The organism is Olivibacter sp. CPCC 100613 (genome assembly GCF_036959255.1).
Lineage (GTDB): Bacteria > Bacteroidota > Bacteroidia > Sphingobacteriales > Sphingobacteriaceae > Olivibacter.
This window is the reverse complement of sequence record NZ_JAWMTI010000001.1, coordinates 43162-67881: the sequence shown is the minus strand read 5'-3', so window position 1 is coordinate 67881 and position 24720 is coordinate 43162. Positions and strand designations below refer to the sequence as shown.

Below are 24720 nucleotides of genomic sequence, written 5' to 3'. Positions count from 1 at the left end.
CTAGCTAAATAACCGATAAAAAGACGAGGGGACACCGTCTTAAACATTAAACCCATCGTGAATGAGTACAACATTAAGGAAAACATTGACCCCTTTTGCCCTTTGGGCCCTCGGCGTAGGTTACGTCATTTCCGGCATGTATTTCGGCTGGAATTTAGGCTTGGAAAAAGGAGGGACACTGGGTATGGCTGCTGCTACGCTTGTGGTGATGTTAATGTATATCACCTTTACCTTCAGTTACACGGAACTTGCCTGTGCCATTCCCAAAGCCGGTGGCGTTTTTGATTATGCCGGAAAAGTACTTGGGAAGGACCTGGCTTTTATTTCCGGTATTGCCCAAACCGTTGAATTTGTCTTTGCCCCGCCGGCAATTGCTTTTGCTATCGGTGCTTACTTTAATGCATTTTTTCCGGAAGCTTCAATCATTCAGGTGGCCATTATTGCTTATTTATTGTTTACGGCCTTGAATATCTTAGGAGTAAAGGCGGCCGCTACCTTTGAAATGGTCATTACGGTTTTGGCCGTGGCTGAGCTTCTGCTTTTTGTGGGGGTTAGCTTACCCCATTTCCAGGCAGAAAACCTGCTTCGCAATGCGCTTCCCAACGGTTGGGGAGGAGCTTTTGCCGCTATACCCTTTGCTATCTGGTTTTTTCTAGGGATTGAGGGAATAGCGAATGTGGCTGAGGAAACTAAAAACCCACAACGGGATATTCAGAAGGGTTTTGGTTGGGCGATTTTTACGCTGGCTATGTTATGTGTACTGGTGTTCGTTTCAGCTGTGGGTGTTGGTGGCTGGGAAACCATTGTTTTCCGTAATGGGAAAGAAGGGGAAACCGCTGACTCGCCATTGCCTTTGGCCCTATCAATGATAACCGGTAATAATCACCTGTTGTACCATTTATTGATTACGGTGGGTTTGTTTGGTTTAGTCGCTTCTTTTCACGGATTGATACTCGCTGCTGGTCGTTCCACTTACGAAATGGGCAAGGCGCATAATTTTCCCGGCGTTTTTGGAACGGTTTCCAGAAAATTCAGAACACCGGCTGCTGCACTGATCGGTAACATGTTGGTCGGAGTACTGGCGTTGCTCTCGGGAAAAACAGCGGAAATTATTACTTTGTCAGTTTTTGGCGCTTTAACCTTATATGTGATTGCCATGATTGCATTGATCAAACTCCGCCAAAAAGATCCGGATCTGTATCGTCCGTTCCGTGTTCCACTTTATCCTTTATTTCCTGTTATTGTGTTAATTGTGGGGATTATTTCCTTAACTTCCATGTTTGTGTATAATTGGGAGATAGGTTTGGGATATTTGCTTATTATACTTATTTCCTATGTATTATTTAAAATTTTTAAAAGATGACGACAGCAGAAATAGAAGCATATATTAAGCAGTATGCTCCCGGAAAGGTGAAGCTTGCGGCGGCGGATATTGACGGAATTTTGCGAGGGAAATATATATCAACTGAAAAATTCAGTGCCACGCTAAAAGGTGATCTGGGATTTTGTGATGTCGTATTTGGTTGGGATGCACAGGATTTGGCCTACGAAAACACAAGGTTTACGGGCTGGCATTCGGGTTACCCTGATATGCTGCTGAAGTTAGACCCACGCACGTTTAGAAAAATCCCCTGGGAAAATGATATACCTTTCCTTTTGGGGGATTTTTATGATGCAACGGGGAAGGCTGCTCATGTTTGCCCCCGTCAGGTGCTTAAAAAAGTGATTGCCGACTGCCATTCGCTGGGATTTAAACCCTATTTTTCTCAAGAATTCGAATGGTTCAATTTTGAGGAGACACCGGATAGTTTTGCCCTAAAGGGCTTTAAGGATCCCAAACCCTTAACACCGGGAATGTTCGGTTATTCCATCTTGAGAAGTGCTTTAAAAAGTGATTTTTTCCATGATCTTTTCGATTTGTTAGCTAAATTTGACATCCCTCTGGAAGGACTCCATACGGAAACAGGCCCTGGCGTGTACGAGGCCGCTATTACTTACTCGGATGCGTTGGAGGCTGCTGACCGCGCGATACTCTTTAAAACAGCGGTAAAGGAAATCGCCTATAAGCATGGCATCATGGCTTCGTTCATGGCAAAGTGGCGAGAAGACTTACCAGGGTGTAGCGGACATGTGCACCAGAGTTTATGGGATGAAGATTCCACATCAAATTTGTTTTTTGACAATACCGAAGCCCAGGGAATGAGTACCCTGATGAAACATTATATAGCGGGTCAATTACACTGTCTGCCTCATATTTTACCCCTATTTGCACCAACGGTAAATAGCTATAAGCGATTGGTTGAAGGTGCTTGGGCGCCAACTACATTAACTTGGGCATTAGATAATAGAACGGTGGCGCTGCGTGTTCTTCCGCTGGGCGCAAAATCGGCAAGAATTGAGACACGGGTAGTTGGGGCTGATACGAACCCTTACCTGGCAATCGCTGCCTGCCTGGCCGCCGGCCTATATGGAATCAAGCATAAAATCGTTTTGTCCCAACCAGCTACGGTGGGTAATGGTTACCGGGATTTTTCAAATGGAAAATTGCCTGCGAATCTTAATGAGGCAACGAAACAGATGAGGCAATCAAGCATTGCACAGGAGCTTTTCGGAGCGGAGTTTGTCGATCATTTTTGTTGTACGCGTGAATGGGAGTGGCAACAGTTCTCGAAAGCGGTGACCGATTGGGAAATGAAACGATATTTTGAGATAATTTAAAAAAATTAAAAAAGTGGCAAAGGAAAAGGTGGAAGCGAATAACGAACAACTAATAACCAGCAACAAACAACAAAAATGATTCATCAAATCAATATTCCAACAACGATCCGCTTTGGATGCGGAGCGGTAAAGGAACTGCCCGATTACTTAAAAAAAAATAGGTTGAAACGACCTTTGCTGGTGACGGATCCCATGATTGTAACACTCCCTTTTTTTAAGGAAATAGTGCAGGACCTGGAGACACATGGGGTCGATGTAGCAATTTTTGCTGATACGCACAAAAACCCGGTTAAGTCGGATGTTTATAAGGGGGCAGACATATGGGATCAGACAGATCGTGACAGTATTGTCGGTATTGGTGGTGGAGCAGCCTTGGATATCGCCCGGGCCATTGCATTGCGTGTTAATCATCGGGATGATCTGTTTAAATACGATGACTTGATAGGGGGTGACGTGTATGTAATTCATGAGGTCCCTCCTTTTATTACTGTTCCGACTACTGCAGGAACCGGTAGTGAGGTTGGACGCAGCGCCATTATTGCAGACGACGAAACGCATAAAAAAAAAATTCTATTCTCTCCTAAATTGATGGCGCGTATCGTTTTTGCAGATCCTTTGTTAACAATGGGGCTCCCTCCTCATATTACGGCTGCCACCGGTATGGATGCACTGACCCATAATATGGAGGCCTTTTTGGCGAAAAATCCGAATCCTGTTTGCGATGGTATAGCCTTAGAAGGTATGCGGTTAATCGCGCAATCGCTGGAAAAAGCAGTGCTGACCCCCGATGAGGAGGTACGCAGCAATATGTTGATGGCGTCTATGATGGGAGCGATTGCTTTCCAGAAGGGTTTGGGGGTAGTGCATTCGTTGGCGCATCCGTTGTCATCTTTACTGGATACGCATCATGGGTTGGCAAATGCGGTTAATATTCCATATGGGATGGCTTTTAATATCGAAGGAAATGAAGAGAAATTCAGAAGAATCGCCCGCGCATTGGAGCTCTCGGAAGAGCACGGTGAGGCGGTAGTAGACTATCTTTTTGATTTGAATGCGCGTATAGGAATCCCTAAAAAGTTACGCGATATAGGTGTGGAAAAAGATCATATCGAGACGCTATCCGATCTGGCGATAGCAGATTTTGCACATCCTAATAACCCAAAACCGGTTAGCAGAGCAGATTTTAAAAGGCTGTATGAAGAAGCGCTTTAGATTTGGTTGCCTAGTTGAGAAGTTAAGTGGTTAAGTAGGGGATTAGGATGACAAACAACGAATAACTAGTAACGGATAACTAACCTAGAACATGATAACAATAGGAATGACTGATGGCAGAATGTACGATTTGTATGCCGAGTGGATCAAAGGGAATGAGGAACAGATCGAAATCATCCGAATCGGTTATGGATTTGATAATTTTTCAGAGGTAGAAAAATGTCAGGCCATGGTCTTTACCGGTGGTGAAGATGTACACCCCAAGTATTATGACCGATTGGATTATTTACCTTACTGTGTTCCGGTGGATTTTGATGAGCAAAGGGATGCATTTGAGTGGGAATTGTTAAACGATGTAACGAAACGTAAACTTCCGATTTTAGGTGTGTGTCGCGGGCTACAGCTAATCAATGTGTACTTTGGAGGTACTTTAATTCCGGATATTCCTGCTTGGGGGAAATTTCATCATGCAAAGTTGCCGGATGGCAGGTTGCGGGAACATCTTATCCACGTAGATCGGTATTCGCAGCTATTTGACATCGTAGCATATACAGAAGGACTTGTAAATAGTTTACACCATCAAAGTGCTGATAAAATTGCCGGCGATTTGGTTGCGTCGGCAATTTCCAGCGATGGTGTGGTAGAGGCGTTGGAATGGAAAGATAAACAGGGTAAGCCATTTTTATGTCTGGTGCAATGGCATCCTGAGCGAATGGAAGATGTGGCGAGTCCCTTTGTGAAAAATATAAGGGAATCTTTTTTGAGGGAAGTAAAATTGTTGAATAGTTGAGTAGGGGAGTAGTTAAGTCGTTAATTAGCCAATTAGTGAATTAGCCAATTATTCGTAAGTGTTTGCTTTTTCGGCACTCATGAGCTCCCTACGGTCGGTTAGTTAATGAGTTAAGTAGCTGCATGGTTGAGTCGTATTACGCTTAGGAAAGTTATTACGAATAACAAACAGCCAATAACTAATAAACGAATTAGCTCAGAACTGGCAGCGCACAACTGACAAAAATAACCAGTAACGAATAAGCAATAACAAAATGAATATCATTAATCCGGCAACCGAAGAAATTATTGCCACGCTAACAGTGGATTCTGTAGAAAGCTTGAAAAAAAAATACAGCGAACTAAAGGACGCGCAAAAACAATGGGCGAATGTTTCCTTAGCGGAGCGCGTCAGCATATTGATGCGATTTAAAGAGCAATTGTTCCAAGAACAATCCTTGCTGGCGGCGACCTTAACAGCTGAAACAGGAAAGCCATTGCAACAAGCAAACAATGAAATCAGCGGCGCCATAAAGCGTGTGGAATGGTTGACAGCGAATGCGCTACTTTACCTTTCAGATGAAGTCTTACGCAAAAACGAAGTGTTTACTGAAATTATCAGTTATGAGCCACTGGGTGTGATCGGCAATATCTCAGCATGGAATTATCCTTATTTGGTAGGCGTTAATGTGTTTGTGCCGGCATTGTTAGCGGGTAATGCTGTTCTCTACAAGCCATCAGAATTTGCTGCCAATACAGGTTTACAAATTGGGCGCTTATTACGGGAAGCGGGGGTTCCGGAAGCGATATTTCAGGTCGCGGTTGGTGGCGGAGACATTGGTAAAGAAATGCTGAAATTACCGCTGGATGGTTATTTTTTCACTGGGTCCTATCCAACAGGTAAATATATCTATGAACAGGTAGCGACTAAGATGGTGCCTTGTCAGCTGGAATTGGGGGGGAAAGATCCGATATATATTACGGAAGATATCAACGAGCTAAAAGCCGTGGCGGAAGCAACAGCGGATGGCGCGTTTTATAATAATGGACAGAGCTGTTGTTCGGTAGAACGTATTTACGTGCATGAGAAAATCTACGAGGAATACCTCACCGCTTTTCTTGCACAAGTTAAAGCTTGGAAATTGGGGGATCCAACAAGAGATGACGTTTATTTTGGAGCGATCACCCGAGAAGCACATCTCCGGGTCTTGGAAACTCAGGTGGCCGATGCCCTGGCTAAGGGAGCGACGCTGTTGACAGGCGGCAAGGTGATCAAAGGAAGAGGCTATTATTTTGAACCCACCGTATTGGTGAATGTAACACATGACATGCTCGTTATGCGGGAAGAGAGCTTTGGGCCTATTATCGGTATCATGAAAGTGAAAGATGATGCCGAAGCACTGGCATTGATGCAAGATACAGCCTATGGGTTGACTGCAGGTGTGTACGCCGATAAGCAGGAAAGAGCATTGCCCATATTGAGACAGCTAAACGTAGGATCGGGATATTGGAACTGTTGCGATCGTGTGAGCCCTGCCTTGCCTTGGAGCGGTAGGCAGCATTCGGGTATCGGAGCAACGCTATCGCACCAGGGTTTAAGAGCATTTACCAAGCCGAAGGGGTGGCATTTGGTAGGTAGTAAATAGGGAGTTGGGAAATAGTTAAGTAGTGATGAGTGTTGAGTTATGAACTATGAGTGATGAATTACGTTGCCAGACTTAAGTCAAATATCGAACACCTAATGTTGATAGCTAATAGCTGAAATGAGTGATGAATAGGGCGTCTTGATACCTGATACTTACCTGCCTACCGGCAGGCAGGTGTCTTGATACTTATAGCTAATAAAATGGAAAATAGAAGAGACTTTATAAAGAAAGCCGCATTTTTAGCGGGAAGTACGGGGGTGTGGAACGCCTTACCAAAATCATTGCAAAGAGCTCTGGAAATTAATCCAGCACCGGGAAGCACCTACGAAGATGCGGAGCACATCGTGCTGCTGATGCAAGAAAATCGATCATTTGATCATTGCTTTGGAACATTAAAAGGGGTGCGCGGTTTCAATGATCCCCGAGCGATCAGGTTGCCTAATAAAAACCTGGTATGGTTGCAGTCGGATGAGGCCGGTCATACATTTGCCCCTTTTCGCCTTAATATGAAGGAGACCAAATCCACTTGGATGGGAGGGCTTCCTCACTCGTGGGAAAATCAGGTAGACGCGCGCAATGGTGGTAAGTATGACGGATGGTTGAAAGCAAAACAGTCCGGAAACAAAGCCTATAAGGATATGCCGCTTACCCTGGGATATTTTAGTCGTGAAGATATCCCATTCTACTATGCTTTCGCTGATGCTTTTACCGTTTGCGATCAGCATTTTTGCTCCTCCCTGACGGGTACGACAACCAATCGCCTTTTCTTCTGGAGCGGAACGTTAAAAGGGGCAGCGGGAGCACAGGCTAATGTTAGAAACTCAGATGTTTATTTCAATAGAGAAGTAAATTGGAAGACTTTTCCGGAGCGATTGGAAGAGCAAGGTATCAGCTGGCGGGTATATCAGAATGAATTGAGTATACAAACCGAACTGGAAGGTGATAGGGAGTATTGGCTGTCTAATTTTACGGATAATAACCTGGAATGGTTTCAACAATATCACGTACGTTTTAGTAGTGGACACCATCGATTCTTAACGAAACGGGAAAAAGCTTTACCTGCAGAGATAGCCGAACTGGAAGAGCAGATCAAGAAGATGAAACCAAGCCAAACACAGGCGATCAAAAAAAAACGGGAGCAAAAGAAAGCGCAACTGTTAAAATACCAGGAGGAGCTGGCCAAATACAATCCGGCGAATTTTGCAAAGCTTAGCCCGTTTGAACGACATCTTCATGAAAGGGCTTTTACCACGAATAAAAATGATCCAAACTACTATGAGATTGAGGAGATTTCCTATATGGATCAGGGAGCGGAAAAGAGAATGCAAGTACCAAAAGGAGATGTTCTACATCAATTTCGAGCTGATGTAAATGAAGGGAAACTTCCCATGATATCATGGCTGGTGGCACCGCAAGCATTTTCCGATCATCCAAGTTCTCCTTGGTTTGGCGCGTGGTATGTAGCGGAAGTCTTGGATATTCTTACCAAAAATCCTGAAACTTGGAAGAAGACTATTTTTATACTTACTTATGATGAAAATGATGGATATTTTGACCACGTACCACCATTTGTTGCTCCTAAACCCAATGATATACATAGTGGCGGCATCTCAGAAGGATTGGATGTCAGCGACGAATATGTCAGCATCGAGGAAGAATTGAAACGGGAGGGAATAGATAAAAAAGACCTTCGTGAAAGCCCTGTTGGCCTTGGATATCGTGTTCCCTTAATTATCGCATCTCCTTGGACACGCGGCGGATGGGTCAACTCGGAGCTTTGCGATATTACTTCTACCATTCGTTTTATGGAGAAGTTTGTGGAAAAGAAAACCGGGAAGTCTGTTCGGGAATCGAATATCAGCAGTTGGAGACGTGCTATTACCGGTGATTTAACCTCTGCATTCCGTCCTTATAACGGAGAGGTGCTCTCCTTTCCCGATGCGGTTCAACGCAATGCATTTGTACGGGCGATTTATGAAGCAAAATCGAAAGACCTGCCAAAAGGCTTCCAAGCACTTGAACAAAATGAAATCGCTTCCATTAATAGGCATCCTTTTGATTCGCCCTTCTTACCAAAACAAGAGACAGGGATCAAGGATTCGAACGCATTGCCCTACGAGCTGTATGTGGAAGAACAACGGATAGATGCAAGCGTGATTGAACTTACGTTCCTTGCTGCTAACGATTTTTTTGGCGAACATGCGGCGGGTGCGGCTTTTAATGTTTATGCGCCAGGTAACTACCTGAAGACCGTTTCTAATGGGCATCCCATATGGGAAACGGTAAAAACCTGGGCTTTTGCAGTGAAAGCAGGAGATAGATTAAATTATCGATGGCCTATCAATCACTTTGATAAGGAAAAATATCATCTACAGGTGTATGGTCCTAATGGTTTTTTCCGAGAGTTGAAAGGCATCTTGAGCGATGATGGAATTTCGGTAAGATGTCTTTATGAAAAAAAGAAAGCTACGCAACAATTGACGGGTAACATCGAATTACTACTAGAAACAAAAGCAGCAACGTTAGAGGTGGAGATTAGTGATTGGTCCTATGGTCAGGAGCTAATTCGCAAGCAAATAAAAAGCCATGAAGCAACTCGTATAGTCTTGGATACCTCGAAAAACTATGGATGGTACGATTTTTCAATATTTGTTAAAGGGCAATCCACCTTTGAGCGACGTTATGCCGGTAGGGTGGAAAATGGTATGGCTTCCAAAAGTGATCCGTTTATGGGAAGAGTAGTTAATTAATTAGCCAATTATTCGTAAGTGTTTGCTTTTTCGGCACTCATGAGCTCCCTACGGTCGGTTAGTTAATGGATTGAGACGTTGCGTAGTATTACCCTTGGGAACGTTACTGCAAATAACCAATAACCAATAACCCACAACTGACAACGCGCAACCGGCAACTAACAACTGATAAGACGACAAGGCTGACTGCCCATGACAGTTGTTAATGAAGAAATTTGTTATTTTGTTTTGAACGATCGCGGGGGATCGTGGAAACCTAGTAAAGATAGCTTAATAAATAGTCAAGATTGTGAAATGAAGCTATATTGAAAGTTCTTTACTTTGTATTTCTATCCTTTTTTAACTAAACAGAATAACACATGGAGGTTGCCTTATTTGTACCATGTTATGTAGACCAATTTTATCCGGGAGCAGCCCGAGCCACACTTGAACTTTTAGAAAAGCTAGGCGTTAAGGTTGCTTATCCTGATGGACAAACCTGTTGTGGGCAGCCGATGGCCAATTCGGGTTACGAGCACCTTACCGGTGGATGTAATGAGAATTTTATCAGATGTTTTCAAGGATATGACTATATCGTCTCACCTTCAGGAAGCTGTGTTTTACATCTAAAAGATCACCTGCATACGGATTCATCTCCTGGACTTAGTGATGAGGTTCGTCATCGTGTCTTCGAATTAACAGAGTTCCTTACAGATATATTGAAAGTCGAGAAACTGGATGCGCGTTTTCCACATCGTGTAGGAGTGCACCAAAGTTGTCATGGACAACGAGGTTTGATGCTTTCACAGATGAGCGAATTAACAGCGGCACCATTTTCAAAACCAGGTAAACTGTTAAATATGGTCAAAGATATTGAATTAGTTGAGCTGGATCGGAAAGATGAGTGTTGCGGTTTTGGCGGAACGTTTTGTGTGGCAGAGGAAGCCGTCTCCGTAAAAATGGGTAAGGACCGAGTGGCCGATCACTTGCGGCATGGAGCCGAATTTATTACAGGGGCGGATATGTCTTGTTTAATGCATATGGAAGGCATTCTTCGACGAAATAAAAGTGCTACCAAAGTGATACATATTGCCGAGATATTGAATAGTCAGCTATAAGTTACCGCTTATGCATTGCCTTTGGCAGTTTGAACGCCCACTTACAATGCATAACACACAACGCACAAAAAATGCATACAGATAAAAAACACGCGGCATTAGCGGATATCTTTAATAAAGATGAAGCCAGAGTGAACTGGCACGATGAAACGCTTTGGTTTGTTCGGTCAAAGCGTGATCGTTTAACGCATGACCTCCCCGAATGGGAAGTGTTACGGAATACCGCTTCACAAATCAAGAATCACGTATTATCCCGTTTGCAAGATTATTTGCTCCAATTTGAAAAGAATGCCTTGGCAAATGGTGTACAGGTTCATTGGGCAGCAGATGCCCAAGAACATAATCAAATCGTTTGTGCGTTGTTAAAAAAGCAAGGTATCGAGCGGATGGTGAAAAGTAAGTCGATGTTGACAGAAGAATGCCATTTGAACGATTACCTGGCTGAAAATGGCATTGAAGTGATCGATTCTGATTTAGGTGAGCGCATTGTGCAGCTTGCCAAGGAAATGCCGAGCCATATTGTGCTACCTTGTATTCATAAGAAAAAAGAAGAAATAGGCGACATCTTTCATGAACACCTCGGAACGGCAGCTGGGGTGTCTGATCCGCAGATTTTAACCGAGACTGCCCGACAACATTTAAGGAATGTCTTTGTTACACGTAAGGCCGCATTGACGGGGGTGAATTTTGCGATTGCGGAAACAGGTGAAATGGTTGTATGTACCAATGAGGGGAATGCCGATATGGGGGCGCATCTTTCCAATATACATATTGCCAGTATGGGGATAGAAAAGTTGATTCCGAAAAGAGCCCACTTGGGGGTGTTTTTGCGCTTGTTAACAAGAAGCGCTACGGGACAACCTATAACTACCTATTCTAGCCATTTTAGGAAACCAAGGAAGGGGCAGGAGATGCATGTTATTTTAGTAGACAACGGTAGAAGTCGGCAATTGGCGAGGCCCGACTTCAAAAATTCGCTGAAATGTATCCGATGTGGTGCTTGTATGAATACATGTCCCGTATATAGACGGAGTGGCGGACATAGTTACCATCACGCCATATCGGGTCCGATTGGTTCTATCTTAGCACCTAACTTAGATATGGATAAATTTGCCGACCTTCCCTTTGCTTCAACGCTTTGCGGCTCATGTAGCAATGTTTGTCCAGTGAAAATTGATATCCATAATCAGTTGTATAAGTGGCGTCAAGAATTGGTAAAGGCGGGATATACCGATAAGAAAAAGACCGTAGCGATGAAACTCATGGCAAATACATTATCGTCGCCTTCCAAATTTAAACTGGCAGGAAAAATGGGGCGTCTTGCTTTAAAATATGTTCCCTTCACCGTTAATAATAGCCTCAATCCTTGGTACAAAGGACGTGAGATGCCGGCACCTCCGAAGCAATCCTTTAGTGAGTGGTATAAAGAAAGAGGTAAGGACGTGTAACGTGGAAGGCATAGGCTTGAGGTATGCGGCATTGAAGGCTTTATGCTTACAGCTTAACAACAAGGGAGAAACTAGATTGAAATCGCATACGGATAGCTGATAGTAAATAAAAATGACCAGTAAAGAAAAAATATTACAAGCCATTCAGGCTGCGCAGATTGAAGAGGTTTTCTTACCTGATGAAGTAAGTAATGCCCTTGTTTTCGATGATCCGCTACGAAAATTTTCGGATGTTGCGAAGGCTGGTGGTACCAGTGTGCTAGAAGTGACCGAGCAGCAAGCGGTAAAGGACCACCTTTTACAAACTTACATTCCTGAAATACGAACAAGGTGGTCTATTGAACGTAAGCTGCGCGTGGTGTCTACCTTATCGGAGATGGCAGATCTGGCGGAACCAATAAAAGATGCTGATGTTGATCCACATAGTCTGGAGGATATTGATATAGCCATCATGACTGCGCAATTCGGCGTAGCTGAAAATAGCGCATTATGGGTGCCCGAAACGGTGGTGCGCGTATTACCCTTTATTTGTCAGCATCTAGTGTTGCTTGTCGACAAGAAACAAATAATAAGCAATATGCATCAGGCTTATGAAAAGATGGGCCTGGGTGAGGATCCCTTCGGGGTTTTTATTGCAGGTCCTTCTAAAACGGCCGATATTGAACAATCTTTGGTATTAGGAGCACACGGGCCACGAAGCTTGGCTGTTTATTTGTTGAGTAGTTGAGTAGGAAATTAGCCGATTGGCCAATTATTCATAAGTGTTTGCTTTTTCGGCACTCATGAGCTCCCTAGGGTCGGTTAGTTAAGGTGATAATGGGAAGGTTCGTGCGACTGAAAACGGATGGCTTATTGCTAAAATATTGTTAATGAGATGTTTATTAGTATTGCCTTTACGGACGTCATCACGAATCGCTAACAACCCATAACCCATAACCGACAACAAATAACCAGTAACTAACAACTAATAACCAACATAGTTAATATAGCTGAGCATTAGGCTAATTTCCCTGAATGTTTAACTTTGGATACCCTTTATGTTTGTAAACATGTACCGAGGAAGAAGCCTTTTAACTCTTATTGCAGCATGTCTGTTTGGAGCAAACAGTCTCGCGCAGGATTTTGATGATGCCCCTAAACCTTATGGCGTATTACCCAGTAAACGTCAATTAGCCTGGCATGAAACCGAAATGTATTGCCTTATCCACTTTACACCAACGACCTTTCAAGATAAGGAATGGGGGTATGGCGATGCGGATCCCGCTATATTTAATCCCAAAAAGTTTGATGCGGAGCAAATTGTTGCCGCGGCAAAGGCGGGTGGATTTAAAGGTATTATCTCTGTTGCCAAGCATCACGATGGATTCGCGCTTTGGCCAACTAAAACGGCTGCGTATAACATCAGTGAGAGTCCTTGGAAAGACGGTAGAGGCGATATGGTAAAGGAGTTTCAATTAGCGGCGCAAAAATTGGGAATGAAATTCGGGGTCTATTGTTCTCCTTGGGACAGAAACAATCCTGCCTATGGTTCACCCGAGTATGTGACGATCTACCGCAATCAATTGAAAGAGCTTTATAGCAATTACGGTGAGCTTTTTATGAGCTGGCATGATGGTGCCAATGGAGGTGATGGCTATTATGGTGGAAAGAAAGAAAAACGTAAAGTAGACCAGTCAACCTATTATGACTGGATGAACACCTGGGAAATAACCCGTACCATGCAACCAAGTGCCAATATCTTCAGCGATATCGGCTTAGATGTAAGGTGGGTAGGTAATGAAAAGGGAGTTGCCGCTGAAACCAGCTGGTCAACCATAACCCTTGTTGGTAAAGAAGGAAAGGATCCGATGCCAGGTTATATGGACGATAGCAACTTGGGAACGGGTACCAGAAATGGTGCCAGTTGGATCCCGACAGAATGCGATGTCCCACTACGACCGGGCTGGTTTTACCATGCTTCGCAAGATGATCAGGTGAAAACACCGGCAATCTTATTCGACTTATATTGTAAAAGTGTAGGTCGTGGTGGTGCTTTTGATTTGGGCTTATCTCCCAATACAGATGGTCTTTTACATGAAAATGATGTGAAGGCGCTTAAGGAATTTGGGAGCCTGTTAAAGCAAGTTTTTGATAAGAACTTATTGAAAGGAGCCCGTTTGAAAGCGTCCAATATACGGAATGATAATAACCAGCGTTATGGTGTACAGCGCTTAACAGATGAAGATCGATATAGTTATTGGGCTACCGACGATGATGTGCATCAAGCTGAACTCGAAATAGAGCTGCCAAATCAACGGACTTTCAATATTATTCGCTTACGCGAGAATATAAAATTAGGACAACGGATTGATAGTGTTTTGGTGGATGAATGGAAATCGGGTGCTTGGATGCGGGTAACGCGCGTAACAAGTATAGGCGCCAATCGCATTATCCGACTGCCTGAATCCATTACAACAAGCAAATTGCGGCTACGTGTGTTTGCACCGGTGAGCATTGCACTGAGTGATATGGGACTTTTTGCTGAACCCACGTTAAAAAAGCAAACGCTTGTTAAACGTAAAGGCTTGGATAAAGCTGGCTGGTCAAGCGAAACGAGTGAAACAAAAAAAGCCTTCGATAATGATCAACAAACCTTCGTTCTTACAGATCAGCGCGCAATCATTGTGAATTTGGGAGCGAAACAGCATATATCGGCATTCGGTTACTTGCCGCGGCAAGATGGCAAATCCGGAGGAACCGTGGAAAAATATGAATACTATGTGAGCGATAATGGAAAAGATTGGAGGTTGGCAGTAAGTGGCGAATTTTCCAATATCAAAGCAAATCCCATTTTGCAATATACGGCCTTAGTGGATAAAGTAACCGGACAATATGTCAAATTGGTAGCCAAGCAGTCAGTTTCCGATAATGGTAAACCTCTATTTAGTATTGCAGAGCTCGAAGTATACGGGAAGAAAAGTAAAAAATGAAAATTAAAAAGTAAAAAGCAAAGGCCGCCTTTCCCGAGAAAGGCGGCCTTTGCTTTTTACAGAAAATTAGACAACCGATTGCGTTTGCACGTTTATTGGTTTTGTCCAATGGGCTTCTTATACTTGTTTTTTCCGGTAAAATGCTTACCGGATACAAATAGCTTTACATTGCATCGACCACTATAAACAAAATAAAATGATAAACTCAAAAAAGATATTCTTTGGTTTACTTTGTCTAATAGGAATACATCCCTCCTTTTCACAACAAATCATCCCTCAGCCATTGGAAGTGGTGACTAAAACAGGTTTTTTTTCTTTTAATACACCGGTTGCAGTTTATGCAGATGAAGCTTTGACGAATGAAGTCGATTATTTATCTACATTATGGCAAAGCGATTTCGGTGTGATTGTGAACCGATCGACAACATCTATATCGACGGGCATTCTACTTAAAAGCGACCAAGCTTTACAAGCTGAATTGGGTGAGGAAGGTTATAAGTTATCGGTTCATCAGCAGGGCGTGGAAATTAAAGCAGCAACCCCTACCGGTATTTTTTACGGCATACAATCACTCCGGCAATTGATGAAAAAATCGGCACATTGGCAAGTTCAATTTCAGGAAATTAAGGATCAGCCACGATTTTCATGGCGAAGTTACATGCTGGACGAAGGACGTTATTTTAAAGGGAAAGAGGTGGTGAAAAAGATATTGGACGAAATGGCCTTACTGAAGATGAACGTTTTTCACTGGCATCTGACCGAAGATCAAGGATGGCGTTTGGCAATTGACAACTATCCGGCACTAACAAGTATTGGCGGAAAACGTGATTCGACTCAAGTTGGCAGTTGGGAGAGTAAAGTATATGACGGAAAGGTCCATCAGGGGTATTATAGTAAAGAAGATGTAAAGGAAATTATAGCGTACGCTGCTTCACGACATATTCAAGTGGTACCTGAAATCGAAATGCCTGGACATTCCAGTGCTGCTATTGCCGCATATCCATGGCTGGGAGTGACTAAGAAGCCTATTTCGGTACCAACGAGCTTCGGTGTCAAATACGATATCTTTGATGTAACGGATCCCAAAGTGATCAGCTTTTTGCAAGAGGTGTTAAATGAGGTGATTGAGTTATTTCCTTCGAAAGTGATCCATATAGGCGGTGATGAGGTAAAATACGATCAATGGTTAAAGTCGGAAAAAGTCCAAGCTTACATGAGGGCACATAAACTCTCGTCGCCAGCCGATTTGCAAATAGCTTTCACGAACGCCATATCGAACTATATTGCTGGAAAGAATCGTCAGATGATGGGATGGAATGATATTATGGGAGCCAAGTTGCATGACTATAATCAACAAACTGCACCCGTTACCGGCACCTTGTCGAAGTCTACCATTGTACAATTTTGGAAGGGGGAATTAGCGATGGTAAAGGATGCGGTGAGTAAAGGTTATCATGTCGTCAACTCGTACCATCTGTATACGTATTTAGATTATGATTATAAAACAATTCCATTGAAGAAAGCCTATGATTTTGATCCCATACCTGAAGGGTTAGATCGTCGTTACCATAAGCAAATACTTGGTTTGGGCGCACAAATGTGGGGCGAGTGGATACCTTCCGTTCAGGCAATGAATCAGCAAACTTTCCCACGCATTGCTGCATATGCCGAAGTCGGTTGGACCAGCAAAGCCAATAAGGATTTTGACCGCTTCGAAAAGGGATTAACAAATCTTTATCACCGTTGGGATAAAAAAGGAATTGAATACCACAAAATTTTTTAATAGCTTTTGAAAGGGGGCTAAAAATAAGTAGGTTTGGAAAGCGATAGCAACCAAACGATATGTCCCCATCAAATTATTGCGAAGGTCCTATACGACTTCTTGGTTTTTACATTATTTTATCTGTGGGCTTCTTTGCACAGGCAGCAGTGGAGCCCCTGGCTTATCAGAAGGAGCTAAGTTTGGTGGATAGCCTTCTTCAAAAGAAGGACTATGAACAAGCCAAAAACAATTTGTACCACTTGCTCCAACGAGGTCAGACCGTTCGTGATAATGGGCTGATGGGCCGGAGTTATATGGGGCTGGGCAGTGTGTTGTTACAACAAGGTAAACCGGATAGCGCACTTTCCTTTTACCTGAAAAGCATAGATTACTTAGTTGGGAAACAACATGCCAAGGAAAGAGCTTCCGTGTTTATTAATTTAGGTACGCTGTATTCACAGCTAAAGCAATTTTCGTTAGCTGAACACTATTTACAAAAAGCGTTAACGAAAGATCTACCCGCGGCTTTACGATTGAAGTGTTTGTCAAACTTGGCTGGTGTTTACCTCGAACAAAAGAAGAGAAAAGAAGCATTGCTGACGTTTCAGAAGGCGTTACACCTTGCAAAAAACCAAAAAAATAAACTGGTAGAGGCGATTCTCTACACCAACCTAAGCAATTTCTATATCGAAGAAAAAGCGTGGGACCAGTCTATCGAACATGCAAAAATAAGTCTATCAATACGTGAATCGTTGCGTCAGACGCCCTCTGTTATCACGCTCAACAATTTGGGATATGCGCTCATCCGCAAAGGTGAATTTTTACAAGGGGTCCATGTTTTCAAAAAGGCTTTACCCTATGCGAGTCTGTCCGAAAAAAAGCAATTGTACTACAATTTATATACAGCCTATAAAAGCATGGGGAGTGATCGCTTATCTTGGAAAGCAATCGAAGCCTATGATAATATAAAAGATTCGCTTGCGACCTTGGATTATGAACAAAAAGTGGCAGCGCTTACAGCGGCTTATCAAAGTGCAGAGAAGCAGCGGAAAATTGAGCAGTTGGCAAGAGAAAACGCCATTCAGAAGCAACAGCTTCGACAGCAGTTGTATTTGATCTTCGCGGTTTGTTTGATCGTTTTATTGCTGATCGGACTCATTGTACTCCGATGGAGAAACCTGAAAGTAAAACAACAGTTGGAAACAGCGATCTTGCAAAGACGATTTTTATTATTGCAGCTTAACCCGCATTTCATTTTCAATGCGCTTCAGAGTGTTCAGCAATACATTTACAGAAATAACAGTGCATTGTCTATGCAATACCTGAGTAGCTTTAGCCGCCTGATTCGATTGGTACTTGAAAACTCGGATAAGGAATTGATTCCGTTAGAAGAGGAGTTAGACCTTCTTGATAAATACCTGCACCTTCAGCAGCTGAATGCCAGTAGGTCCTTTACCTATGATATCCAATTTTCTCCTGAGTTGAAGGAGGAAGAGGTACTTATTCCTTCCATGTTGTTACAACCGCTTGTGGAAAATGCGATTGTACATGGGGTCAAAAATCGTGAAGACGGCAAAATCCGTATATATGTTGAAAAAGAAGGTGCTGCCCTTCATCTCTTAATCGAGGATAACGGTAATGGTATTCCTGTAAATAAAAACGCCAATTCCCTTCATCGTTCCATGAGCATGGATATATTGAAGCAACGCATTTTGGTGCTTAATAGAACGGGTCCATATCAGATTAGCATGGAAATTTCCAATAAACAAATGGATGGGGCTTCTCAGGGAACTTGTGTACATTTGCGTATATCAAGATAGAAAATGCTTATAAACCCGGTTAGCTGTTTGTTGTTGGAAGACGATGTAATGTCTGCGAAAATGATTGTCGACATCATTCACGGTTCTTTCCGTGATGTAAAATTGACGGTTTCCACTGACATTGAAGAAGCGAGGGGGGAATTTAGGCAGCAAAATCCGCAAATTCTGATTTTGGATATTAATCTTCCCGACGGCTTATCTTTCGATTGGTTAGCCGAGTTGTATCAGCAAGGCTTTGATGGGCATATTATCTTTACAACAGCTTATGCCGACTATGCGATTCAGGCATTTAAATTTAGTGCCTTGGATTTTATATTAAAACCTTTTATGCCGGAAGAACTCATTGTGGCTTTACATAAAGGATTGAAGGCGTTGGATGATCGAAAAACAAGAATGCAGTTAGAGACATTCTTTTATAACTATAAACAGGAGCGTATTTTAGATAAAAAAATTATCCTGAAGACCTTGGAGGAAATACAAGTAGTTTTTGTGAAAGATATTCTGGCGGTAGAGGCCGATAATACCTATTCCAAGTTTCATCTTAAAGAAGGGGCGAGCGTCTTCGTTTCACAGCCATTAAAGGAGTTTGATAAACAATTGAGTGCGGTTGGCTTTTTACGTGTGCATCAATCTTATTTAGTTAACATGTCGGCGGTTAAATCCTTCAAGAAGAAAAGTAATTTGTTGGTGTTGGAGGATAAATTGGATATCCCTGTAGCCTTAAGCAAGCGAGGTCTTGTTATTGACTACCTCAACAATTTATCCTGGAAATAGTCAAATACAAAAAAGATTCCAATGATTACAAGGTAGCATGCTATCCAACGGTTTCGGTGCCTCTTCGTTTATTAAATTTGACTGTTTTAATCGTTAAAAATAGTCATATGAAGAATAAACGAGTAATGATAACCCTGCTGCTGTTGGTTATGCACACGGCAATGGCACAAGCACAGATCTGGAAGAAAGTGCAACAGAAGCTGGAAGATAAAGTGGAAAAAAAAGTGGACGATGTACTTAACGGCCAAGGAGCTAAAAATACGGAAGAACAGGCTGAATCGGCAAGTTTGCCCAATTTGGAAGAAGTATATTCGTTTACGCCAGGTGACCATATCCTATTTGCAGACGACTTCAAAACAAGTGATGATGGCCGTATGGCGAAACATTGGAAAACAAGTGGGGGAGGAAGTGTAGTTTCGATATCCGGCGTTCCCGGGAAATGGCTTTTGTTAGCTCCTTATACAACTTATCGTATGGATAGCTTGCTTAATTTACCTGAAAACTTTACGGTAGAATTTGATTTAGTTACCCGAAGTGTTGAAGCCAAAGATATCGGCAGCATGAATTTTGGTTTTGGTCGTGATAATTCCAATCGTTCTTATATTATGGATGCCTATAATGACAATGCAATCACGAGCAGCCAGTTTCATTTTCATAATCGGGAGGTAACCAACGCAAGTAGTGATACGGAAATCTACAATACACTTAAGTTTCCTTTTAATAGTTATTCCAATGGCCTGATTCATGTGGCTATCGCTGTTGAAGGAAAGAGAATGCGTCTTTTTGTTAATAAATCAAAAATGCTCGATACAGATATGTTCAAGCCCGAAGCCGTTAAATATTTCTATCTCAGTGCACCCTTTAGCTACGATGCTGATGCCAAAGTGTTTCTAGGGAATGTTGTTGTTGCGCAATAGATTTTTGTAAAGCATTCAATGTGAATAAGTTCGTTTGGAATCTTCAACATAGATTAGTAAGTTTGGTTATCTGTTATATGCTATTTCCAAAAAGCAGGAAGAAACGATTGTTGAACCAATTATACCAAGAACGCTATGTTGAGAGAAATCGATTTAATTCGTATATTGATGTCTTACCACCCTGACTGGGAAAAGAATCCGGAGGCATTTTTGGAATTGACTATTCTGATCTCTTCCATTGATTGTAGATGCCTCGAGTCAGGAGAAGTGGATTTTGAACAAATTATGGGCCCTAAGTTGGATAATGTAGCAAAGGTGCTCATGTCTATTACCAATGTACAACTGTCTCCGTACAAAGATTTTGCCGACCTAAAAAAGGACGGACATCCTACTACCTTTTTAAGCGAATGTTTAGTAGAGGTCTTAGAAAAAGTACACAGCGAAGCGCCTGCTGCCGTCGGTGCCGGTATTCAAAATGAAGGGGAAGTATTTTGCCTGGAAGATCATTTCAAAGATAAGGATTCTGAAAAATTATTTCTGAAACTCTGGCCCTATATCTCGGCAATTGAAGATTAACGAACAATAGGTCGTAATTTGGTACCTATCTGTATTCAATAGAAAGGATCAGATTTTCACTTCAAAAGCGGTTTCCTTTTTGATTTCTTTTAATACGAAGCTGCTGCTTACATTGGCTACATTGGGAATACTGGACAGCTGTTGCATAACGAATAAATGGTAATCTTCTACATCTTTTACAGCAATTTTAAGTAAATAATCATGATTGCCTGCAATACACATAATCTCTAATACTTCGCTGAACTGCTTAACCGCCACTTCGAAGTTTTTAAGTGTTTCCAATGATTGCTGCTTGAGGGTTACCGTACACATTACCAAAAGGTGTTTCCCCAGTTTTTCACGATTGACAAGCACCACATAGCGTTCAATATAGCCCTCTTTTCGCAGGCGTTTGATGCGTTCGAAAGTAGGAGAAACACTCAAACCGATCTCTGCCGCAATTTCTTTAACACCTAGTGAAGCATCTCGTTGTAAGATGTTCAGAATTCGGGCATCCATCTTATCGATTTTATCCATCATAAATTTTTACTGATTTAATCGCGGCAAAGCTAAGTAAAAAGTATTTAATTCTGGAGTGATCTTTGTTTTCAGTTTTATTTTCTGATATGAAAATAAAGTTAGATGATAATTTTTTATAATGGTATTTTTGCCAAACATTAATAGGAGTATGGGTTTACAGGCTATTGATCAAGAACGACTGATCAGTTATATAAAAAAGGCAACGGAACGAGCACAGTATTTTTTGGGATATCCCATTGCACGTGATTTTGATTATACGGCTTTATATCCGTTGCTAAAACTACCTTTAAACAACATAGGTGATCCGTTGGTAGAATCTACGTATGATCTTAATTCGCGCTCTTTAGAACAAGAGGTTTTGCGTTTTTTTGCTGATTTGTTTAGCGCACCGATCGATAACTGGTGGGGCTATGTAACGAATGGTGGTTCAGAGGGAAATTTATATGGGCTCTACGTCGCACGAGAGCTTTATCCGAACGGCATTGTATATTATTCAGAAGCTACCCATTACAGTGTTCAAAAAAATATTCAGCTTCTTAATTTGAGAAGTATCGTTATCCGGACCGATGAACGAGGCGAAATGGATTATGCCGATCTATCACAAATGTTGCATATGCACCGTGATCAGCCTGCCATTATTTTTGCCAACATCGGGACAACCATGACGGAGGCTAAAGATGACCTGTTCGAAATTAAGAGTCGACTGCGGATGGCGGCGATAAAAAACTATTATATCCATTGCGATGCAGCACTTGCAGGTGTTTATAGCGCCTTGTTGGATTTGAAACCTGGATTTGACTTTTCTCATGGTGCGGATAGCTTAGCAATAAGTGGCCACAAGTTTATCGGTTCTCCTATACCCTGTGGTTTGGTATTGGTAAAAAAGAACTACAAAGAACGGATTGGAAAGGCGATACCCTATATAGGAACGGTGGATACAACCATTACGGGAAGCAGAAACGGGCATAGTCCGATTTTTTTATGGTATGCTATTAAACAATTGGGAACAGGAGGACTTAAAAAAAGGGCAGAAGATAGTTTGTTGATGGCAGCTTCACTCGAAAATAGACTGGTGGAAATGGGAATACCCGCTTGGCGAAATCCTTCTGCAATTACGGTGGTTTTTCCTGAACCTTCGAAGAGCCTACGCCAAAAATGGCAATTGGCAACCGAAAATGGCTTGAGCCACGTTGTCTGTATGCCAGGTGTGGATGAGATACAGTTGAATGCTTTTTTAAAAGATATCCAAGAAGACGCTCGAGTTAGTCGGGAAGTGGTGGGGTCGTTAAGTAGTTAAATGGTTGAGTAGTTGAGTAACGAGTAACTAATAGTCAATAACACGCAACCGGCAAAGCACAACTAATAACGAATAGAAGAGATGTGTTTGGTAAGGTCGCCTACAACTTTTTGAGGCGGCCTTTTTTTGGAAATGGAGTTTTAGGGGTATCGATTAGGTGCATCGGGATGTTCTTTTAAATAGCGCCGAGCTTTTATGTCATATTGCAACAGCCATTCGTTCAAGGGCACTTTTTCTTCTAAATTATCAAAGGGAATCTGGTAAATAAGGCCTTTCTTGGTCGCGTAAAATAATAAATCAGGGTTATCGACTTTATGGTAGGAACCATCTGCATCGTAGCGAAAAGCATTGATAACATAATAGGGGAAATCCTTATTCGGTTTCTCCACGATTTCAAAATGTAACTGTTTTTCCTGGTCGGTCAGCTGGTTATAATAATTGGCAAAGAAGGCCTTACTGATTAAATCTAGACCCCTTATTTTTTCTAATAGATCCGTTTCAAACGTATTATAAGTAAATTGGTAAGGGAGGTAGAGGCTATCTAATGTTTGGTCATGTGCAGACAGTTTTGTTTTAAGTGGCCTTAGTGTCCGACCTTTTTTATCGATGTAATAAATGCGTGCGTTGGATAAGTCTAAGCTGGGGTGCTCGGTGTCTTTACTATAATCAATGGGACAGTTGTTGCAGGCCCTGGCAATGCCATATTCAAATGGACTGACCCAGTCCCACCTTGCCTTAATCACCTTTTCACCCCATCGATTGACAAAGCCGATTTTGTCATTTTCAACATAACGGGATAGCCCTTCCTCTAAATAATCAGGGCCGTTGTCAAATAAATAAGGTGCGTACAAGACCTTTCCGCTTCGATCATAAGCCAGGCCATAAGGCTTCGGATCCTTCAAATTGATGGCTGGTTTTGGAACGAGGATAAGGATGCTATCTTGGATAGGCAAACTGAAATCATCGTAGGCAATCGGAAGAAAGTAGTGGGTAGCAGGAATGATGATGGTGCCTTTCTCATCCTTAACGCCTAATAAGCTGTCAGCTGAGAGAAAGTAAAATAGCTTCTTTTGGTCCTGACAAAGGCTCACTAAATGACATCCACACAGCAGTAGCGAAAAAAGAAGGGCCGAACTCGTATATTTCATATAGGAGTGAAGCTAGGTATTTTAACAAACTCCCACCAAATTTTTAAGGCGAAATTTGATGTTTCGTGTTAAAAATCACTGTTTTCAGTGATTCGATGTCGGATCAATCAACTTGCATTGGCTATTCTACCTGTAGTTTGTTCTTGAGCTCTTCGGATAAGGCGGCTTTAGGCAGCACGATGCTCACCGTGTTGATGGCGAAGTACGCTTGCGATACCGCAATGTACCCTTTAAAAGGACCTACCTCCCCCCATGAATTCTTTACCTTAAAAAAGAGTTTGTTTTCTTTAGATTTTTCCAACCCAACAATATGCATTAAATGATCGTCTTGCGTGGTCAGATTTTCATAAAGGGCTTGCCTAGCGTCTTGGGTGTAAGGTGCTTCCGGTGCATCGGGGTTTAATTTTTCTTGTTTCGCATCTTCGGGATGCTCGAAAAATAAGGCATAACCTTTCTTTTGCTGAAAACCTTGATTGCTTACATCCGCGTCCCACATGATTGTATAGCCGTTATCGATTGCTTTTTCGGTAATTTGTAGTAAATCGGATAAAGGTACGTTATAGAAGAGACCATTAGCGAAATTATCAGGCGCTTCCAATACAAATTGTTGATAAAAGGGGTGATGTGTGAAGGATGTCAAACTGATATAGTCATTCGCGTTAAAATGCAATACATCCTTTGCGAAGGACAGCGGGGTATATTTCTTCCCTTCATAAACGAATTCTGCAGGGGCGACTCCAATCTTTTCATCTAGAATTTTAGTATAGCCGTCCAACCAATTGGCAGCGATGGGACGTTGGGTCAATACATTATCAAGATAGCTTTTCAATTGCTTATCGAGGCCTTCATGATTCGGAATTTCTCCATTTACACTTTTGAAAGCGATTTGAGGCATCGCCCCATACAACTCAATCGCATGAATTAAGTCGTGGCCTAAACCCCCTTCGCTAAATTGAGCTTTGCCTTGACGAAGCAGGTAATTTTTTGCTTTCTCGATGTACACATTGCGAACAGTGAACATTTCCGATAAGTCAGGATTGCGCAGTAAATCCTTTCGAATGGATTCGGATTCAATTAAAGAAGTGGTGGAGTAGTTCCAGCAGGTGCCGCTTTGGCCCTGATTCTTAACGGCTGTACCTTTGTTTTCTTTAATGATTGTTAATTCCTGTGCATGTGTATACAGACAAAAGAAAAGGAGCCAAGTAAATAGATGAATTGTTTTCATGTGTGAATAGGATGAAAATATTAGCTTTGGCTATGCCAAATTTGGCACAGCATCTACGAAGGTATAAATCTGTA

The 24720-nt window shown here is 42.2% G+C and carries 19 protein-coding genes; 16 read left to right on the top strand and 3 right to left on the bottom strand.

The window, feature by feature from the left end; genetic code table 11:
- The first annotated feature begins 61 nt into the window (after positions 1–61).
- From eat to RYH73_RS00155, 15 genes are all read left to right on the top strand, one after another.
- Entirely contained in the window at positions 62–1363 is a 1302-nt protein-coding gene (eat, locus tag RYH73_RS00225) for an ethanolamine permease (protein WP_335311233.1), read from the top strand.
- Positions 1360–2718 (top strand): glutamine synthetase family protein, encoded by a 1359-nt coding sequence (locus tag RYH73_RS00220; protein ID WP_335311232.1) that lies wholly within the window; start codon positions 1360–1362, stop codon positions 2716–2718. The genes eat and RYH73_RS00220 overlap by 4 nt, the downstream gene beginning before the upstream one ends.
- A gap of 75 nt (positions 2719–2793) precedes the next feature.
- Positions 2794–3930: an iron-containing alcohol dehydrogenase gene (locus RYH73_RS00215; protein WP_335311231.1), complete on the top strand. Its 1137-nt coding sequence runs from the start codon at positions 2794–2796 to the stop codon at positions 3928–3930.
- 91 nt (positions 3931–4021) lie between these two features.
- Positions 4022–4720 (top strand): gamma-glutamyl-gamma-aminobutyrate hydrolase family protein, encoded by a 699-nt coding sequence (locus RYH73_RS00210; RefSeq protein WP_335311230.1) that lies wholly within the window; start codon positions 4022–4024, stop codon positions 4718–4720.
- A gap of 253 nt (positions 4721–4973) precedes the next feature.
- On the top strand, positions 4974–6344 hold the full coding sequence (locus RYH73_RS00205; protein ID WP_335311229.1) for an aldehyde dehydrogenase family protein: 1371 nt from the start codon (positions 4974–4976) through the stop codon (positions 6342–6344).
- A 200-nt stretch (positions 6345–6544) separates the two neighbouring features.
- Complete coding sequence (locus RYH73_RS00200; protein WP_335311228.1) at positions 6545–9094, top strand: phosphocholine-specific phospholipase C; 2550 nt, start codon at positions 6545–6547, stop codon at positions 9092–9094.
- Positions 9095–9453: 359 nt separating this feature from the next.
- Positions 9454–10191, top strand: coding sequence for a (Fe-S)-binding protein (locus tag RYH73_RS00195; RefSeq protein ID WP_335311227.1), 738 nt, complete (start codon positions 9454–9456; stop codon positions 10189–10191).
- Between the two features lie 71 nt (positions 10192–10262).
- Complete coding sequence (locus RYH73_RS00190; RefSeq protein WP_335311226.1) at positions 10263–11639, top strand: lactate utilization protein B; 1377 nt, start codon at positions 10263–10265, stop codon at positions 11637–11639.
- A gap of 112 nt (positions 11640–11751) precedes the next feature.
- Complete coding sequence (locus tag RYH73_RS00185; RefSeq protein ID WP_335311225.1) at positions 11752–12366, top strand: LutC/YkgG family protein; 615 nt, start codon at positions 11752–11754, stop codon at positions 12364–12366.
- Positions 12367–12676: 310 nt separating this feature from the next.
- Positions 12677–14608 carry an alpha-L-fucosidase gene (locus RYH73_RS00180; protein WP_335311224.1) on the top strand — a complete coding sequence of 644 codons (1932 nt, stop codon included), beginning with the start codon at positions 12677–12679 and terminating at the stop codon, positions 14606–14608.
- 196 nt (positions 14609–14804) lie between these two features.
- Positions 14805–16391: a beta-N-acetylhexosaminidase gene (locus RYH73_RS00175; RefSeq protein WP_335311223.1), complete on the top strand. Its 1587-nt coding sequence runs from the start codon at positions 14805–14807 to the stop codon at positions 16389–16391.
- A 59-nt stretch (positions 16392–16450) separates the two neighbouring features.
- On the top strand, positions 16451–18190 hold the full coding sequence (locus RYH73_RS00170; protein ID WP_335311222.1) for a tetratricopeptide repeat-containing sensor histidine kinase: 1740 nt from the start codon (positions 16451–16453) through the stop codon (positions 18188–18190).
- A 3-nt stretch (positions 18191–18193) separates the two neighbouring features.
- Positions 18194–18964 carry a LytR/AlgR family response regulator transcription factor gene (locus tag RYH73_RS00165; protein WP_335311221.1) on the top strand — a complete coding sequence of 257 codons (771 nt, stop codon included), beginning with the start codon at positions 18194–18196 and terminating at the stop codon, positions 18962–18964.
- A 107-nt stretch (positions 18965–19071) separates the two neighbouring features.
- Positions 19072–19881, top strand: a complete 810-nt coding sequence (locus RYH73_RS00160) for a hypothetical protein (RefSeq protein WP_335311220.1) — start codon at positions 19072–19074, stop codon at positions 19879–19881.
- 135 nt (positions 19882–20016) lie between these two features.
- Complete coding sequence (locus RYH73_RS00155) at positions 20017–20457, top strand: hypothetical protein (protein ID WP_335311219.1); 441 nt, start codon at positions 20017–20019, stop codon at positions 20455–20457.
- Positions 20458–20505: 48 nt separating this feature from the next.
- Here RYH73_RS00155 and RYH73_RS00150 read toward each other — a convergent pair whose 3' ends face one another.
- Positions 20506–20976, bottom strand: coding sequence for an Lrp/AsnC family transcriptional regulator (locus tag RYH73_RS00150; RefSeq protein WP_335311218.1), 471 nt, complete (start codon positions 20974–20976; stop codon positions 20506–20508).
- A 148-nt stretch (positions 20977–21124) separates the two neighbouring features.
- Here RYH73_RS00150 and RYH73_RS00145 point away from each other — a divergent pair, with 148 nt between their 5' ends.
- Positions 21125–22273: a histidine decarboxylase gene (locus RYH73_RS00145; protein ID WP_335311217.1), complete on the top strand. Its 1149-nt coding sequence runs from the start codon at positions 21125–21127 to the stop codon at positions 22271–22273.
- Positions 22274–22413: 140 nt separating this feature from the next.
- Here RYH73_RS00145 and RYH73_RS00140 read toward each other — a convergent pair whose 3' ends face one another.
- Together RYH73_RS00140 and RYH73_RS00135 are read right to left on the bottom strand one after the other, a co-directional pair.
- Positions 22414–23421 (bottom strand): WG repeat-containing protein, encoded by a 1008-nt coding sequence (locus RYH73_RS00140; protein WP_335311216.1) that lies wholly within the window; start codon positions 23419–23421, stop codon positions 22414–22416.
- 121 nt (positions 23422–23542) lie between these two features.
- Positions 23543–24646: a C1 family peptidase gene (locus tag RYH73_RS00135; RefSeq protein WP_335311215.1), complete on the bottom strand. Its 1104-nt coding sequence runs from the start codon at positions 24644–24646 to the stop codon at positions 23543–23545.
- Between the last annotated feature and the right edge of the window lie 74 nt (positions 24647–24720).

Bases quoted from the DNA above. Each gene is read 5' to 3' on its own strand.
- eat (WP_335311233.1), top strand. From the start codon at position 62: ATGAGTACAACATTAAGGAAAACATTGACCCCTTTTGCCCTTTGGGCC.
- RYH73_RS00220 (WP_335311232.1), top strand. From the start codon at position 1,360: ATGACGACAGCAGAAATAGAAGCATATATTAAGCAGTATGCTCCCGGA.
- RYH73_RS00215 (WP_335311231.1), top strand. From the start codon at position 2,794: ATGATTCATCAAATCAATATTCCAACAACGATCCGCTTTGGATGCGGA.
- RYH73_RS00210 (WP_335311230.1), top strand. From the start codon at position 4,022: ATGATAACAATAGGAATGACTGATGGCAGAATGTACGATTTGTATGCC.
- RYH73_RS00205 (WP_335311229.1), top strand. From the start codon at position 4,974: ATGAATATCATTAATCCGGCAACCGAAGAAATTATTGCCACGCTAACA.
- RYH73_RS00200 (WP_335311228.1), top strand. From the start codon at position 6,545: ATGGAAAATAGAAGAGACTTTATAAAGAAAGCCGCATTTTTAGCGGGA.
- RYH73_RS00195 (WP_335311227.1), top strand. From the start codon at position 9,454: ATGGAGGTTGCCTTATTTGTACCATGTTATGTAGACCAATTTTATCCG.
- RYH73_RS00190 (WP_335311226.1), top strand. From the start codon at position 10,263: ATGCATACAGATAAAAAACACGCGGCATTAGCGGATATCTTTAATAAA.
- RYH73_RS00185 (WP_335311225.1), top strand. From the start codon at position 11,752: ATGACCAGTAAAGAAAAAATATTACAAGCCATTCAGGCTGCGCAGATT.
- RYH73_RS00180 (WP_335311224.1), top strand. From the start codon at position 12,677: ATGTTTGTAAACATGTACCGAGGAAGAAGCCTTTTAACTCTTATTGCA.
- RYH73_RS00175 (WP_335311223.1), top strand. From the start codon at position 14,805: ATGATAAACTCAAAAAAGATATTCTTTGGTTTACTTTGTCTAATAGGA.
- RYH73_RS00170 (WP_335311222.1), top strand. From the start codon at position 16,451: ATGTCCCCATCAAATTATTGCGAAGGTCCTATACGACTTCTTGGTTTT.
- RYH73_RS00165 (WP_335311221.1), top strand. From the start codon at position 18,194: ATGCTTATAAACCCGGTTAGCTGTTTGTTGTTGGAAGACGATGTAATG.
- RYH73_RS00160 (WP_335311220.1), top strand. From the start codon at position 19,072: ATGAAGAATAAACGAGTAATGATAACCCTGCTGCTGTTGGTTATGCAC.
- RYH73_RS00155 (WP_335311219.1), top strand. From the start codon at position 20,017: ATGTTGAGAGAAATCGATTTAATTCGTATATTGATGTCTTACCACCCT.
- RYH73_RS00150 (WP_335311218.1), bottom strand. From the start codon at position 20,976: ATGATGGATAAAATCGATAAGATGGATGCCCGAATTCTGAACATCTTA.
- RYH73_RS00145 (WP_335311217.1), top strand. From the start codon at position 21,125: ATGGGTTTACAGGCTATTGATCAAGAACGACTGATCAGTTATATAAAA.
- RYH73_RS00140 (WP_335311216.1), bottom strand. From the start codon at position 23,421: ATGAAATATACGAGTTCGGCCCTTCTTTTTTCGCTACTGCTGTGTGGA.
- RYH73_RS00135 (WP_335311215.1), bottom strand. From the start codon at position 24,646: ATGAAAACAATTCATCTATTTACTTGGCTCCTTTTCTTTTGTCTGTAT.